We start from the raw sequence: 13,797 nt of genomic DNA on the forward strand, positions 1-13,797 counted from the left end.
CTAATACGCCATACGACCGTCAGGATCAGCCACGTCCGAAGGGGTTGGCCGCGTCGCTGCGTGCGCCCGCAATTCGTCATTGAGGGGAAGGGTTGACAGGATGGTCAACACCAAGAACGTGTCGCGGCGGACGGTCGCGAAGGGTGCGGCGTGGACCGTGCCGGTCGTGTCGCTCGGGGTCGCGGGCCCGGCGGCCGCCGCCAGCCCGCCGGCCACTGGCGACGTGCAGGTCAGCAGTGCCTGTGGCGGCATCAGTATCGGGCCGATCGGGGGCGTCTACACCTTCCCCGCCTACAAGATCACGGTGACTGGCTCGGATCTCATGCCCGGTAGCACGTTCGCAGTCAACCTGCACGCGTTTGGGGGCGTGGTCGGTGTGGTCAGCGGCACGCCGACGCTCAGCGGGTCGCTCGTCGCCGCGTCTACGGTGAACGGGCCCGCCGTGAGCGGGTTCAACAACGTCGTCGACTGGACCCTCACCACCAACCAGCCGCTCGCGGCGGGTGGCACGTACAACGTGGACATCAACATGCCGCTGTTCGTCGGCGACTTCGTGGCGTCGGTGACGTCGACGAACGCCGTGGGCAACCCGGACACCGCCAAGACCAACAATTCGGCATGTGTTCAGTTCGCCGGCGCCGGCATCGCCAACACCGGCAAGATCGTGTGCACCAACATCATCTGCCTGGGCTGAGAGGAGACCCTGAGATGAATACGTTTGCTCGCTCTGCTCTGGCCGCTACGACTGCCGCCGCGGTGCTCGTCCCGGCGGGCGTCGCGTCGGCCGCGCCTGCACCAGTCACCTCCGCGCCCATGGCGACGGTCAGCTACCTTCCCTCCGCGACATCCGGGACATCGGCGACCACAACGCCGCCGAAGCCGATGAGCATGGACAACCCGATGCCGCCGGAGGAGGAGCTGGACGAGTGGATCAAGATGATGCCGGGCATCCTCGAGCCGCAGGCGCCGATGGGCCCGATGCCGATCCCGATCTGCGGACAGACCCCGTCCTACATGGCGAAGTGGCTGTTCGTGGTCTTCGGTGGTCACTTCGACGACAGCGTCGAGTGGGTGGCCGCCCAAGGAAAGCTCTTCAGCGACATCGCGACCTTCAGGATTGACCCGTTGACGGCGATGGTGAAGCTCGGCGCGGCGCTGCTTCAGCTGCCGGTCTACGCGGCCAAGGTGGGCTGGGCGCACATTCCGCCGACGATCGGTTACGTGCTCAACGGGTGCAAGGTCTGACCCTGAGCTGACCCCTCAGACCCTGCTCCTTCCCCGCAGGACGCGTGGCGCCCGGCCGTTTGCGGCCGGGCGCCACGTCGCTTTTGCGTGCCGGCGTCAGCGGGTGCGCAGGCTGTCGTCATACGCCAGGCAGTCGGCGTATGACGGGAGCAGCCCGTCGGCCTCGGCCTGCGCGAGGGTGGGCGCCGCGGTGTCCTTGGGGGAGAGCACCGGCGCGATGCCGTCGGGGAAGCGCAGCGCAATCTGCCGGTCGAGCGGGTTGATGCCGTGCTCGCGCTGCGGGTTGTAGGCCTCGGAGCAGAGGTAGACGGCGGTCGAGTCGTCCTCGCGGGCGGCGAGGCAGTGGCCGAGTCCTTCGGACAGGTAGACCGCGCGGCGGGTGTCGGTGTCGAGTTCGACGCTGGCCCACTGCCCGAAGGTGGGGGACCCGACGCGGATGTCGACGATGTAGTCGATGAACGAACCGCCTACTGCGGTCACGTATTTCGCCTGGCTGGGCGGCACGTCGGCGTAGTGGATGCCGCGCACCGCGCCTTTGCTCGACACGGAGATGTTGGTCTGCACGACGTCGAGCCGGTGGCCGAGGTGCTCGGCGAGCTTGTCGCCGCGGAAGCCTTCCATGAAGACGCCGCGGTCGTCGGGAAACTGTCGTGGCGTGACGACATACGCCCCGGCGATGTCGAGGGGTGCGATGTCCATCAGCGGGGTTCCTCCAGCAGGCGGTGCAGGTAGACGCCGTAGCCGCTCTTGGCGAGGGGTGCGGCGAGGGCGGCGAGCTGGTCGTCGGTGAGCCAGCCGTTGCGCCAGGCGATCTCCTCGACGCAGCCGATCTTGTAGCCCTGGCGTTCCTCGATGACCTGCACAAACTGGGAGGCGCCCATCAGGCCTTCGAAGGTGCCGGTGTCGAACCACGCGGTGCCGCGTGGCAGCACGGTCACCGACAGGTCGCCGCGGCGCAGGTAGGCGTCGTTGACACCGGTGATCTCGAGCTCGCCGCGCGCGCTGGGGGTGAGGGAGCCGGCGATCTTGACCACGTCGTTGTCGTAGAAGTAGAGGCCGGGCACGGCATACGACGACTTGGGCTGGGCCGGCTTCTCCTCGATGGAGATGACGGTGCCGTCGCTGTCGAACTCCACCACGCCGTATGCCGTGGGGTTGGCCACGTGGTAGGCGAAGACGTGGCCGCCGGTGAGTGCCTCGTTGCCGCGCAGAGCGGTGCCGAGCCCGGTGCCGTAGAAGATGTTGTCGCCGAGCACCAGGGCGACGCTGTCGTCGCCGATGAAGTCGGCGCCGATGACGAAGGCCTGCGCGAGGCCGTCGGGGGAGGGCTGCACCGCAAACTGCAGGTTGATGCCCCAGTCGCTGCCGTCGCCGAGCAGCCGGCGGAACTGCTCGGCGTCGTGCGGGGTGGTGATGATCAGCACGTCCCGGATGCCCGCCATCAGCAGCGTCGACAGCGGGTAGTAGATCATCGGCTTGTCGTAGATCGGCATCAGCTGCTTGCTGATGCCGCGGGTGATGGGGTGCAGGCGTGTGCCTGTGCCGCCCGCGAGCACGATCCCTTTCACCTCGCCGACCCTACCTATCCGTGCGCCAGCCGATGATGTCCTGACTACTCTGTTGCCGTGCGAGTTCTGGTCACCGGTGGTGCCGGTTTCATCGGCAGCAATTTTGTTCATCTCACCAACACTTCGCGGTCCGAGGTGAAGATGACGGTTCTCGACGCATTTACCTATGCCGGTGATCGCGCCTCGCTCCACGGGGTAGGTGTGGATATTGTTGCGGGGGACATCTCGGACGCCGCGTTGGTCGATCGATTGGTCGCGGAGAGCGACCTCGTGGTGCATTTCGCCGCCGAATCCCACAATGACAATTCGCTGGCCGAGCCGTTGCCGTTCGTGCAGACCAATCTGGTCGGCACCTACACGCTGCTCGAGGCGGTGCGCAAGCACGACGTGCGCTACCACCACATCTCCACCGACGAGGTCTATGGCGACCTGGACCTCGACGATCCCGAGCGCTTCACCGAGGCGACGCCCTACAACCCGAGCAGCCCCTACTCGTCGACCAAGGCCGGCAGCGACCTGCTCGTGCGGGCCTGGGTGCGGTCGTTCGGCGTGCGCGCCACGATCAGCAACTGCTCCAACAACTACGGCCCGCGGCAGCACGTGGAGAAGTTCATCCCGCGCCAGATCACCAACATCCTCGACGGGGTGCGGCCCAAGCTCTACGGTGACGGCCTCAACGTGCGCGACTGGATCCATGTGGACGACCACAACCGGGCCGTCTGGACGATCATCGAGCGCGGCGAGATCGGTCAGACCTACCTCATCGGCGCGGACGGCGAAGAGAGCAACAAGCGCGTGGTCGAGCAGATCCTGGTCGCGATGGGCAAGGACGCGAGCGACTACGACCACGTCACCGACCGGGCCGGCCACGACCGTCGCTACGCGATCGACTCCACCAAGCTGCGCACCGAGTTGGGTTGGGAGCCGGGCTTTTCCGACTTCGCAGCGGGCCTGACCGACACGATCGACTGGTATCGCGCCAACGAGTCGTGGTGGCGTCCGCAAAAGGCTGCAGCCGAGGCGAAGTATGCCGATCAGGCCGTGATCGGCAGTGGTCGCTGATGCGCTGGCTGGTCACCGGTGGCCGCGGCATGTTCGGCACCGACCTGACGCTGCTCCTGAAGGAGCGCGGTGAGCAGGTGGTGCCGGTGGGCTCCGCCGAGTGCGATATCCGCTCGCTCGACGCGGTGCGGGACACGATGCGCGACTTCGACGTGGTGGTCAACGCCGCGGCCTGGACCGCGGTCGACGACGCGGAGGCGCACGAGGCCGAGGCCTTCGCCATCAACGCGACCGGCGCCCGCAACGTAGCGCTGGTCGCGCGCGAGACCGACACGCGGATGGTGCAGATCTCGACGGACTACGTCTTCGACGGCACCGCCAGGGAGCCCTACGAGCCGGAGCATCCGCAAAGTCCCCAGTCCGCCTACGGCCGCACCAAGACAGCAGGGGAGTGGGCCGTGCGCGCGACGAACCCAGATGCGCTGACCGTGCGGACCGCGTGGCTGTATGGCGAGCATGGACCCAACTTCGTCAAGACCATGCTGCGTCTGGCGGGCGAACGCGAGGAGCTGGCTGTCGTTGACGACCAGGTCGGGCAGCCCACGTGGACCCGAGACCTGGCTAAGCACGTCGCGGCTCTGATCGACTCCGGTGCGCCCGGTGGTTACTACCACGGCACCACGTCCGGTCAGACGTCGTGGTATGGATTCGCACTGGAGATATTCACCGTCGCCGGCCTCGACGCCTCACGCGTGCAACCGTGCAGCAGTGCCGATGTGCCGCGCGCGGCGCGGAGGCCCACTTACAGTGCGCTTGTAGGGCATAAGCATGGGGTCTCGGTCGCATCTCCGATGCCGAGCTGGTCGGACGGGGTAAGGCGCTTCCTTGCCTCGCGCGCTTAGGCACTGTCACATCACGTTTGCATCCCAGATCCCGACCCATACGTCCTGAGCGCTCCGCGTCAGGCCGTTGTCGACGTAACGCGGCGTGATGCTAAGAGCCTCGGGACGTGACTGGGTTGTCCAGTCATTTCCCTGGCGGTGGAGGAAGAACTCCTGGGTGGGCCCGAGGGTATTGGAGGCGATCGCGACATCCAGCCAGCTGTTGAAACCGCGAGGACAGGTTACAAAAAGTTGCCCACCGGGGGCCAAAAGTTCGCGGCTGTGTCGCACTGCATCCAGGATCTTAGACGGGTGCCGGGGCTCCTCGTCCCATCCGATGTGCTCAAACGTAGAGATTGCCACTATCGCGCCAAATTTCTCCGCAGATTCGAAGTCGACAATATCTTCGTTAAGCGCACGGCCACCTTTTTCGTATTTGTCAACAACGACGTCCGCGTCATAGCCGTAGTAGGTCAGAACGTTGCCGACTTCCAGCACCGGGCCGGGGCGTCCGTTGAGAAAGTCGAGGGCCAGTGGCACCTCCACCATACGCTCTCCACGCCAGGTAGCGTTGTAATGATGAATGAGAGGCGCGACGGTAGAATCGCCGACAGTTATCCGGTGATTTCGGTGCAGTGCGCGCCGGAGTGGGTATGCAGCGTAGACGCCCAATTTGTCAGCGGCGCGTCGGGCACTTCCGACGTACCCCCAGCGTTCGATGGCGAGCGGTGCGCGCCGTCGCAATCTAGCAAACTCTGCGGTGCCTTTTTTCAACAAGGTTCCTCCATGAAGGTTTGTGTGTGGGTACTGCCCTTAGATGATTCACTAGCCCCGATTCGAAGCTGGCGTTCGGTTGCTCGGCGTGTCCGGGGACGTGACTCCGGCTTGGTGTTTTCCGTTAGGACGTAGACCAGCAGGCACTACTGCTAGGAAGATTGGAGACCACAAGATTAGGCCGATCGGCACTGCCAGTTCGGCGAGGTCTTGGCTCGAACGCGTGGCTGCCATCACCCAGGTTCCACCAGCGATGGCGACCGCAGGGAGCACGAAGACGAGATCGTAAATGGGTCGCCCGATTCCCGTCGTCATTGAAAGTCCGACGGTACATATCGCATGTAGGTTAAATGCGGCCGCCATTACCCAAAATAGTCCCCATGGGAGTGAAGTTCCCCCGAGTATCAATGCGATGGTGGCCGCGCCGCCGGTTGCAGCGATCAGTATGGCCGAACAAAATACAATCGACCTCGAGTAGATATGCTTCAATTTTGAGTAGTCTGACCAGTTGCTGGACGCCTCTGCAACCAAAACGCCCACGATCCCTGCTATGACGAGGCGAGGGATACCCGCGAATCTACTCGTAACATCGTACGCGGCTAGGCGAGTGGGCGTTATAAGTGCGCCCACTACCCATCGGTCTGCCTGGGTGAGGACCAGACTAAGCAGCGCGAATGCAATTTTGATCTGCGCAAAGGAACGCAAGTCGTTGAGCGAGTCCGAGGGCGCAACCCCGACCTTATTCAATGACCTATGCCGAAGGAACCACGGCGCGGTCGCAATAGACGCGAGGATGCTGCTGGCCGGGAGAGCCCAGATGCTCCCAATCTGGAGCCCCGCGTACAGCAGCACGGACTGCAGGGTTGCCTGCCCAAGCAAAAGGGCTGCGCGAAGGGAGTCCCGGTCCTGGGCCATAAGGATGCCCATGCCAATTGTGGTCAACGATCGGAGGCACGCCGCGAGAGTGACGGACAAAAAGAAAAGCACACCGCTGATACCCGGCAACGCCAGGTGGTGGGCGGCCTGGTACGAAGGCCAGATCGCTGCTGACAGCAACCCGACGAAGGCACTCCCAGCGACAGACATGGAGGCGGCCTTTGTCAGGGCCGCCCTAGTCAGCGTGCCCGACGCCGACGCGGCCACCGAGTAGGCCGTTCCGCCAAAGTCGAGGATCAGACCCATCGACAGGACTGTCGCACCCAACGCCCACGTGCTGTACTCCGTCACTGACAGGTGGGAACGGCCAAGGATCGGCTGTAGGTAGATCAGGCCGGACGCAACAAGTGTTGGTAGTCCTGTTCGGAGGAGGCGCCCACCGAGTCCGGCGCGAGCGGACGCGAAGATGCGCCCTATCGGGCCGCTGCGCAGGCGATCCTGCATCAGGCGCGCTCCTCGGTTTGGCCTGGCGACGACGCTGCGTGCCGTTCGTCGATGTACTGGATTGGCGCGGGGTCTGCGACCGCGCTTAGGGTACACAGCCTCTCGCGGGAGGCCGCCTCCAGGATGCGTTACTGTACGTTGCCGTGCAGACGAATGCCGCCGCGGTGGCGAGCCGCCGCGACGCGGCCTCGGAAGACCCCGTCGAGCAGGCCAGCGTAGGGCGGATCAGTCTGAGCGATCGCCTCTTGGCGCTCTCTGTGGCTGCACTGCCGCTACAGAAGGCATTCACTGTCGACGTGGGATTTCCATTGAAGCCCACCGAGATACTGTTGATCTTTGCCGTTGCGACCGGAATATTGCGTGCTCCTGCGGGATACTGGCGTGGCCCCAGGATCCCGCGTGGCATTTATTTCGCTGTCGTCGGCTTGGGCGTGACGGTTGTCCTGGCTACTGCTTGGGCGTATACCGGTGATATACCCCCCGGGCCTTATTCGGGCTTCACTCGGTCTGTTACAGCAGATCTCGTCTCGTATCTTTTCTACGGGCTTTTGGTCATAGCCGCATGGATTCGCCTCGCAAAACTTCCGTGGAAGTTGTTTCAGCGCATGTTTGTCGTCTCCATATATGTGGCCGCGGCAGGGTGCCTTCTTCAGTATATACTGTTCAAGTCAAACAATTTGGCGGCAATGCGACAGTTTGGCTTCGAATTGGTGGTCGGGGGAGCGTACGGGGCGCCGGTGCCGCGAAACGGCACCTTTTTTGAAGGAAATTATCTAGGGTTCTATGCGGTTGTAGCACTCTTCGTGGCTGTTCGATCTGGTAGGAAGTTGCCAGTTGCTGCGGCTTTGGCGTGTCTTGCATACTCTCAATCGACCGGTGCCGTCGTCGGGTTGGCAGCTGGGATAGCTGCGTCGGCGATATTCATGGCTAATGCCAGATGGCGATTCCGAATTATGGTGACTGCGTTGGTTACCGTTGCCGGGCTTCTCATGGTTGCACCGGCGCGCGGCTTCATGCTGTACCAGATTCAGAAGCTTGGCGGGGGATCTGCACAAAATGCGGATGTCACCGCATCTGCGGATGTCCGGTCAACGAAGGCTGATATCGCCTTCCGAATGATCGAGCACCATCCAGTGGTCGGCGTTGGCCCCGGGCGGTTCGGGGTTTGGTTCCAGCAGTACATCGGTGACGCTCAACTCCCGGTGTCATATTTCACGGGAAAAAGCCGTTTCATCGTCGAGAATGCGTACTTGCAGGTGGGTGCAGAGCTGGGCCTTCTCGGACTCGCGTTCCTCGCGCTCGTCCTGTGGTTCTCGTTCCGCCAAGCCACCACAGTTGATCCGCTGACTGTTGCGATTGTTGCCGCTGTCGCGGTGATGTTGAACGCGACGCCATCATGGACTACCTTAACCATTTGGTATTCGCTGGCTTTCGTGGCCGCGCTTGCGTTTCAGAAGGCGGCACCTCGCGCCCCCTGGCACCAAGGCATCTTCGTAGCGCGCACGTCCGATTAGAAGCAAATCTCAATTTATATCAACGGTCTACGCTTTCGCGCAGTAACTTAACCAGGCTGTCCCGACGTTTTGCCAGGGCAGTCCTAGATGCGGTGATTTTGGCGTCATAGTCGGCCCGTACCGGGGCGTCCGAGAGCAACGCCACGACTTGGTCCTTAACTGCTTGAACGTCGAAAGAAGATACGTTGTGCACATACTCGGGAAGTCCGAGATCTTCAAACGCACCAAAGCCTTTTCGTTCATATGCAAGATGCACGACGTAGTGTCCAGCGTTTATCGCCATGAGCGCGGCGTGCAGCCTGACAGCCACTACGACGCGACGGGGCCCTGATCTGGCCATGATGAGGTCGCGAGGGATGATCTGTTCTGGCCCGAGTTCGGCGACAGCAGCGCTGTCGTCGTTGCCCGCTCCCGTGCTCTGGACATAGCCGTCGAAAGAGTTGAACCTCGTCGCAAGAGTGCGCAGTGCCGCGACAGACTTTCCATGGACTTTGCGCACAGACAGGACAGGCCGTGGATCAACGATCCGTCCGTCGCGCGGGGCGTAGGAGCGGGTCAGTAGTGCCATGTCCGGAAACCGCACCGCGTTGTCCAAGCCGCTCTCGGTAACGCTGCGGTCGTCGCGCAGGAAGACCGAACGAAGCCGCCGCATCGGCGGGATAAATAGAGCCCGCGACCCGCCGTTCAGTGGACCGACGCTCTGGGGCAGGTAGAAAGTCGGTCGCTTGCTACGGCTGGCAGCAATCAGTTGCGGACCGTGTGCAAATACGGTCTTTAGTCCCTCGAGACAGTCGCGTGACCGTAGATAGCCGCCTCCGACGCCCACGATCAGGTCATAGTCGCCGAGAGTGCATAGAAGCCTGGCGAGGTCGCGTCCCGGTCCTCGCTTTGAGAAGCCGGCGTCAATAATCTCGACGCCAGGCCGGGCGGGGAAGGTCTCGGGGTGCTGAGCGGCTACTGTCACCGAACTACCTGGTAAGGCCTCGTCGATGAGGTCGAGCGCTTCTTCGACAAGCAGTCCGTCGCCAGCATTCGTCGCGCTGTAGGCGTGGAGAAGAACTACTCGCATCGCAAGACCTGACGGTAGACGCGCATATGAGCCTCGACACTCCGGTCCCAGCTGAACTGGCTCGCCCAGGCTCTGCCCTCGTTTGGGGCTTCAGATCGCCATGACCTGTCGTTGAGCGCCGACACGATTTCCATTTCCAGAGACTCGGCGGTTAGCTCATCGAGTTGCCACGAGGGCCCCGCAACCTCCGCGAGCGAGCCTCGTCGGCTCGTCGCCACCGGCGCGCCGGCCGCCATTGCCTCGAGAACAGGAAACCCAAAACCCTCATATAGGCTCGGAAACGCAAATAGCGTGCATTCTTGCATGAGGGCGGCGCGGTCTTCGTCGGATACGAAGCCCAAATATATTACGTCTTGCGAACTTGTTATTGCGCGCATGGTTGAGTCGTAATTCCATGCAGGTTTCCCGGCGATAACGAGTGGAATCCCGAGCGACCTCAATAAACTTCCACTAAAGGCCTGAATGAGCGGACTTAGGTTCTTGCGCGGCTCGATGTTGCCTACGTAGAGGACGAATTCTGAGGGTATTTTGTCCGCAACCTCGGTGCTTAACTTGTGTCGGCCGTCGAAGGCCCGGACATCGATCCCGTGAGGAATTACGTGGATAGATTCCCGATCCACGTGAAAGACGCTACTGACATCGTCTGCGGCGGACTCAGAAACCGTGATCAGCGCAGTCGTGCTACGGATATTGCGCTGGACTCTGGTGCGCCATATCCACTCCTGACGCGGCGTGCGGGCGACATCGATCCACCGGCTCGCAACGCCATGGACCGTGGCTATAGACCGCCGCACAGGAAACAGGGCGCCAGTGTCTGCGGAGAAATGGATAATTGTGTCGGCTCGAGCGCGTATCCCGTACGTCGACTCTCTGGCCATGGTCAGGACGGGATGGCTCGCGGACGGGATGGTCGAGACTTCTACGCCTTCCCGTTCGATTCGGGACGCGATTTCGCGAGTGTACGTGGTGTTTCCGCCGACGTGACGCTTCAGTATTCGCTCAGGGAAGAGCACCTTCATCGCGGCTGGGCTCCTATGGAGAGATAGAGTTCTGATATCAACTTGCGCTGACGGTGAGGATTCATTTCCTCAAGGAGGCGTGCCCCTCTCGCGCATGCCGCCAGGCGCCTCTCTTTGTCGTCAACCAAACGCACCACGGCAGACGCTGCCTCGGCAGGCGTAGTTCCTGCTCGATCAAGCGGCACCCCGTCAAACGCGTCAATCGACCGGACCAGTAACGGCAGGCCGACCGAGGCGGCGTCGAGAACGCTGATTGGGAAGCCTTCATATTTCGCCGTGTGCAGGTAGATGGCGGGGTGGGAGGTAAGTTCTCGCTCCAGTTCCTCGGATGTGAGCCACCCGGACACCTCAACACCTGACGCCGTCAGCGCGTCGATGGCGCTGGTCGGACCTGCACCGAGCCACCTAAACCTAATGTCCGGGCGTGTACTTCGCACGAGTTGGGCGACGGAGGCGAAGAATTCGGGGTCCTTCTGTGGGACTGCCCTCCCGACCATGAGCACGTGTGTCGGAGTGCGGTCCTCCGGGCCAGGGGCGGGCTCGCCTCTGGCCACTGGGCCGAGACTTGGCGCGTTCGGCAGGCGGACCGTGGCAGCGCGTGGCGACAGCCTGCGGGTCAGTGCTTCCTCGTGAGGGGACAACACAACTGTCATCTCTGTATTGAGAAGAAGTAGGCGTTCGGCACAACGAAAGATGAACTGCATGAGCCCGCTAAGGGCGGAGTCGTCGAATTTGTAGCTGTGCGGCTCGTAGATTATGGGCGCCGATGCTGGCAGGATGCGGGTGTAGGCGCCGGCCCAGCTTGAGTGCGCGTGAATGATATCCGGCTGGATCTCACGTATTGCTCTCCGGGTCGCACGTATCCGCGAAAGCTGCCCCTGTGGCATACGGCGTTCGCTCGAGAACCATTTGGGGATGTCGATGATCTCCCCGTCCGGGTCATTCCAAAACAAGTGGTGGGTGTCGCCGCTTGTTGAGGCAATCATGTCAATCGCGCGTCGAACGCCCCCGGCGTAACACTCCGTCACATGTAGAATCGTTCGCTGCGTATTCGCAGGAGTCGATGAGGCAGAATTTTTCTCCATGCGTTTGAGCGTCTTCCAGCCATGGCGCAATCGGCTGATCCGGCTCGGATTGTTTCCTGGAGGGACTCCGATGTCCGGGTTGCGGACGATGTCAATAGCGAGGGCCATTAGAATTTTCAGCTTGCCCGTGAGGGATGCGCGCCGAAATGCTACCAGCCAATGAAACGCCGTTGAGTTAGCGGGCCCGCGGGTCAAGAGTGTCCAAGCCTCCGCCTCGGCGGGCGTGAGATCAGGTTCGGGTGATTCGATCTCCAAGCGACTCCAGAGTGGGGAAAGCGCCGAGACTGCTCTGAATTCGACCGCGGCTGACAACAGTTCATCGATTCGCTCTGGGCACGCCCGCGCGTAAGCCGCGACCTGTGAGAGCTCGGCGGCGCTTCGTGGGTCAGCCGAGTTGCGGCCGCTGTGTGCGGCGACGATGACCGCCATGTCGATTGCCCGAGGCGTGGGTACCTGAACCCCGCCGATGAGGTGGTTGTCACGCCTGCTCCAGAGCACGTCGAAGGTCTGCTCGATTGGTGCGAACAACCCCGGATACTCGTGATGGACGTCGATGTCACATGGCCACTGCGGATGAAACAGCGAGGTCGAGTGCAGGTTGAAAAATCGGGGTGCCTCGCGCGCTGGTCGCTCTCTCCACCCCTTGTCCATGAGCAGGCCGAGAAACTGCTTGTATGAATTGGGTTCGACAAGCACATCCGCGTCGCCTGATGCCAGGCGATCTCGAACTCCTTGACGTGCTGCGAGCGGACCCTTCACGAAGAGCACTCGGATTTCATTTTGATGTGCAAGGCGAGCGGCCATCGCGTGCGCAAGCAGTACGGCGTCAGTAACACCTAGACGGGTGGTCGCCTCCGATGCAGTCATCAGGAGGTGGCGCCGCTCTGGAATGGTCGGTCCACCACGAGTAAGCCATGCCCGATCAACTCGGCGAGGAAACCTGACACCTGCGCAATTGCCTCTGTTGCGTCGATGGTGTATAGCTCCGACACTTGAAGCGCGATGTCTCGCGGTGTTGTTGGGGTCTCCGTGAGACCCCAGATGGCCAAGGCACTATCGCGGAGCACGATCGGAACCTCCCCGGTCCCCAAAAGTAGTAAATGGTCCGCTTCGACCGACGGGAGTGCAATGGTGTCCGGCGCTCGGCGCACTGACACACTCGGCTCAACCGTGACGGACTCGGGCACGCTATGAGAATAGTCGGAGCCGTTCTGCCGGAGGCGATCAGGTTCAGCTGTCGAGGCGCAGCCAGCTCTGCCAGCCGGCGTGTAGCACGAGCCACGCGATGAGGCCGTAGCCGGCCTGGCCGGGGTGGATTCCGTCGCCGGAGGCAAGGTCCGCGTGCCACTGGTCGTGACCGAGCAGCGGGCGGAAACAGTCGACATACGTGACGCCGCGGCGTGAGCAGACATCGGCCTGGGCGTCGACCAGCACCTGGAGGCGGTCGTTGGTCTCCGGGTCGACGGTAGGTGCGGGACCCACGACATACGTCGAGATGGCGGCGCTGGAGGCGTCGTCCAGGATGTTGGCCAGGTTGAGGCGGGACCGCGCGGTCGTCATGCCCTGCGCGATGTCGTTGAGGCCAAAGCCGATGACCAGGCGGCGTTCGTTGACCGGGTGTGCCCAGCGCAGCTCGGCCTCCTGCTGCCAGCGACCGAGCACGTCGGTCGAGCTCTGGCCGCGCACCCCGAGGTTGTAGCTCGCCAGGTCGACACCGGCGTGCGGGGTGCGGGCGACGACGCGCGAGACCCAGCCGAGTGCCTTCGGGTCACCGAGGCCGGCGACAAACGAGTCTCCGACGAAGCACAGGCCGACGTGGCGGTTGCCCTCGGCGACCTGGAAGCTGGCGCTGGGGCTGAAGTCGGGTTCGCTGCCTTCGTGCGGGTAGGTCACGGACGACATTCTCACTCATCCTCGTCGTCGAGCCGGGCAAGCCAGGTCGCGAGTCGCTCCACAGGCACCTCGAAGTCGGGGTTGAGGTCGACGAAGGTGCGCAGCTGGTCGGCCAGCCAGCCGAGCGTGACGTCCTCGTCGCCGCGGCGAGCGGCGAGCTCCTCGATCCCGCGATCGGTGAAATACATGCGGGTGTCCTTCCGGGGTGATCGTCGTGAGGTGGGCTGGTTTCGATACGGCCTCCGCTAGCGCTCCGGCCTACTCAACCAGCCAGATGAAGCGCTCCGGCCTACTCAACCAGCCAGATCCGCCTACTCGACCAGCCCGAGCAAGCGGACCGCACCCGGTGCGCGGGTGCGGCCCGACT

General features: G+C 62.9%; 15 protein-coding genes. 5 read left to right on the top strand and 10 right to left on the bottom strand.

Annotation, left to right across the window (positions count from 1 at the left end; all coding sequences use genetic code 11):
- Nucleotides 1-100 precede the first annotated feature (100 nt).
- A complete protein-coding gene (locus HJ588_RS08220) occupies nt 101-694 on the top strand; it encodes a hypothetical protein (protein ID WP_171153863.1) in 594 nt (197 codons plus the stop codon).
- 14 nt (nt 695-708) lie between these two features.
- On the top strand, nt 709-1,245 hold the full coding sequence (locus HJ588_RS08225; RefSeq protein WP_171153865.1) for a hypothetical protein: 537 nt from the start codon (nt 709-711) through the stop codon (nt 1,243-1,245).
- A 96-nt stretch (nt 1,246-1,341) separates the two neighbouring features.
- On the opposite strand, the gene HJ588_RS08230 is transcribed toward HJ588_RS08225, so the two are convergent.
- Both HJ588_RS08230 and rfbA read right to left on the bottom strand, forming a co-directional pair.
- The gene (locus HJ588_RS08230) at nt 1,342-1,944 is read right to left on the bottom strand and encodes a dTDP-4-dehydrorhamnose 3,5-epimerase family protein (RefSeq protein WP_171153867.1); all 603 of its coding nucleotides are present in this window, start codon (nt 1,942-1,944) and stop codon (nt 1,342-1,344) included.
- Entirely contained in the window at nt 1,944-2,813 is an 870-nt protein-coding gene (gene rfbA, locus HJ588_RS08235) for a glucose-1-phosphate thymidylyltransferase RfbA (protein ID WP_171153870.1), read from the bottom strand. The genes HJ588_RS08230 and rfbA overlap by 1 nt, the downstream gene beginning before the upstream one ends.
- A 57-nt stretch (nt 2,814-2,870) precedes the next feature.
- On the opposite strand from rfbA, the gene rfbB reads away from it, so the two are divergent.
- On the top strand, nt 2,871-3,875 hold the full coding sequence (gene rfbB / locus HJ588_RS08240) for a dTDP-glucose 4,6-dehydratase (protein ID WP_171153872.1): 1,005 nt from the start codon (nt 2,871-2,873) through the stop codon (nt 3,873-3,875).
- Nucleotides 3,875-4,717, top strand: coding sequence for a dTDP-4-dehydrorhamnose reductase (rfbD, locus tag HJ588_RS08245; protein ID WP_171155537.1), 843 nt, complete (start codon nt 3,875-3,877; stop codon nt 4,715-4,717). Before rfbB ends, rfbD begins: the two co-directional genes overlap by 1 nt.
- 6 nt (nt 4,718-4,723) lie before the next feature.
- Here the strand turns inward: rfbD and HJ588_RS08250 are convergent, their stop codons facing one another.
- Together HJ588_RS08250 and HJ588_RS20175 are read right to left on the bottom strand one after the other, a co-directional pair.
- Nucleotides 4,724-5,245, bottom strand: a complete 522-nt coding sequence (locus HJ588_RS08250) for a class I SAM-dependent methyltransferase (protein WP_171153874.1) — start codon at nt 5,243-5,245, stop codon at nt 4,724-4,726.
- A 276-nt stretch (nt 5,246-5,521) separates the two neighbouring features.
- Nucleotides 5,522-6,850: an oligosaccharide flippase family protein gene (locus HJ588_RS20175; protein ID WP_171153877.1), complete on the bottom strand. Its 1,329-nt coding sequence runs from the start codon at nt 6,848-6,850 to the stop codon at nt 5,522-5,524.
- A 143-nt stretch (nt 6,851-6,993) separates the two neighbouring features.
- Between HJ588_RS20175 and HJ588_RS19965 the strand changes: the two genes are divergently transcribed.
- Complete coding sequence (locus HJ588_RS19965) at nt 6,994-8,364, top strand: O-antigen ligase family protein (protein ID WP_171153879.1); 1,371 nt, start codon at nt 6,994-6,996, stop codon at nt 8,362-8,364.
- Between the two features lie 19 nt (nt 8,365-8,383).
- On the opposite strand, the gene HJ588_RS08265 is transcribed toward HJ588_RS19965, so the two are convergent.
- Genes HJ588_RS08265 through HJ588_RS08290 form a run of 6 tightly spaced genes read right to left on the bottom strand, consistent with a single transcriptional unit; the run spans nt 8,384 to nt 13,618 of the window.
- Complete coding sequence (locus tag HJ588_RS08265; RefSeq protein ID WP_171153881.1) at nt 8,384-9,433, bottom strand: polysaccharide pyruvyl transferase family protein; 1,050 nt, start codon at nt 9,431-9,433, stop codon at nt 8,384-8,386.
- The gene (locus tag HJ588_RS08270) at nt 9,424-10,452 is read right to left on the bottom strand and encodes a glycosyltransferase family 4 protein (RefSeq protein WP_171153883.1); all 1,029 of its coding nucleotides are present in this window, start codon (nt 10,450-10,452) and stop codon (nt 9,424-9,426) included. Before HJ588_RS08270 ends, HJ588_RS08265 begins: the two co-directional genes overlap by 10 nt.
- The gene (locus HJ588_RS08275; protein ID WP_171153885.1) at nt 10,449-12,404 is read right to left on the bottom strand and encodes a glycosyltransferase; all 1,956 of its coding nucleotides are present in this window, start codon (nt 12,402-12,404) and stop codon (nt 10,449-10,451) included. The genes HJ588_RS08270 and HJ588_RS08275 overlap by 4 nt, the downstream gene beginning before the upstream one ends.
- Complete coding sequence (locus HJ588_RS20180; RefSeq protein WP_171153887.1) at nt 12,404-12,724, bottom strand: PqqD family protein; 321 nt, start codon at nt 12,722-12,724, stop codon at nt 12,404-12,406. The genes HJ588_RS08275 and HJ588_RS20180 overlap by 1 nt, the downstream gene beginning before the upstream one ends.
- Nucleotides 12,725-12,767: 43 nt before the next feature.
- Nucleotides 12,768-13,430 carry a GDSL-type esterase/lipase family protein gene (locus HJ588_RS08285; protein WP_343036640.1) on the bottom strand — a complete coding sequence of 221 codons (663 nt, stop codon included), beginning with the start codon at nt 13,428-13,430 and terminating at the stop codon, nt 12,768-12,770.
- An 11-nt stretch (nt 13,431-13,441) separates the two neighbouring features.
- Nucleotides 13,442-13,618 (bottom strand): DUF6104 family protein, encoded by a 177-nt coding sequence (locus HJ588_RS08290; protein WP_171153891.1) that lies wholly within the window; start codon nt 13,616-13,618, stop codon nt 13,442-13,444.
- Between the last annotated feature and the right edge of the window lie 179 nt (nt 13,619-13,797).

This window comes from Flexivirga aerilata, from assembly GCF_013002715.1.
GTDB classification, from domain to species: Bacteria; Actinomycetota; Actinomycetes; order Actinomycetales; family Dermatophilaceae; genus Flexivirga; species Flexivirga aerilata.

Coding starts and splice junctions, on each gene's coding strand:
- HJ588_RS08220 (WP_171153863.1), top strand. CDS start 101: ATGGTCAACACCAAGAACGTGTCGCGGCGGACGGTCGCGAAGGGTGCG.
- HJ588_RS08225 (WP_171153865.1), top strand. CDS start 709: ATGAATACGTTTGCTCGCTCTGCTCTGGCCGCTACGACTGCCGCCGCG.
- HJ588_RS08230 (WP_171153867.1), bottom strand. CDS start 1,944: ATGGACATCGCACCCCTCGACATCGCCGGGGCGTATGTCGTCACGCCA.
- rfbD (WP_171155537.1), top strand. CDS start 3,875: ATGCGCTGGCTGGTCACCGGTGGCCGCGGCATGTTCGGCACCGACCTG.
- HJ588_RS08250 (WP_171153874.1), bottom strand. CDS start 5,245: ATGGTGGAGGTGCCACTGGCCCTCGACTTTCTCAACGGACGCCCCGGC.
- HJ588_RS20175 (WP_171153877.1), bottom strand. CDS start 6,850: ATGCAGGATCGCCTGCGCAGCGGCCCGATAGGGCGCATCTTCGCGTCC.
- HJ588_RS08265 (WP_171153881.1), bottom strand. CDS start 9,433: ATGCGAGTAGTTCTTCTCCACGCCTACAGCGCGACGAATGCTGGCGAC.
- HJ588_RS08270 (WP_171153883.1), bottom strand. CDS start 10,452: ATGAAGGTGCTCTTCCCTGAGCGAATACTGAAGCGTCACGTCGGCGGA.
- HJ588_RS08275 (WP_171153885.1), bottom strand. CDS start 12,404: ATGACTGCATCGGAGGCGACCACCCGTCTAGGTGTTACTGACGCCGTA.
- HJ588_RS08290 (WP_171153891.1), bottom strand. CDS start 13,618: ATGTATTTCACCGATCGCGGGATCGAGGAGCTCGCCGCTCGCCGCGGC.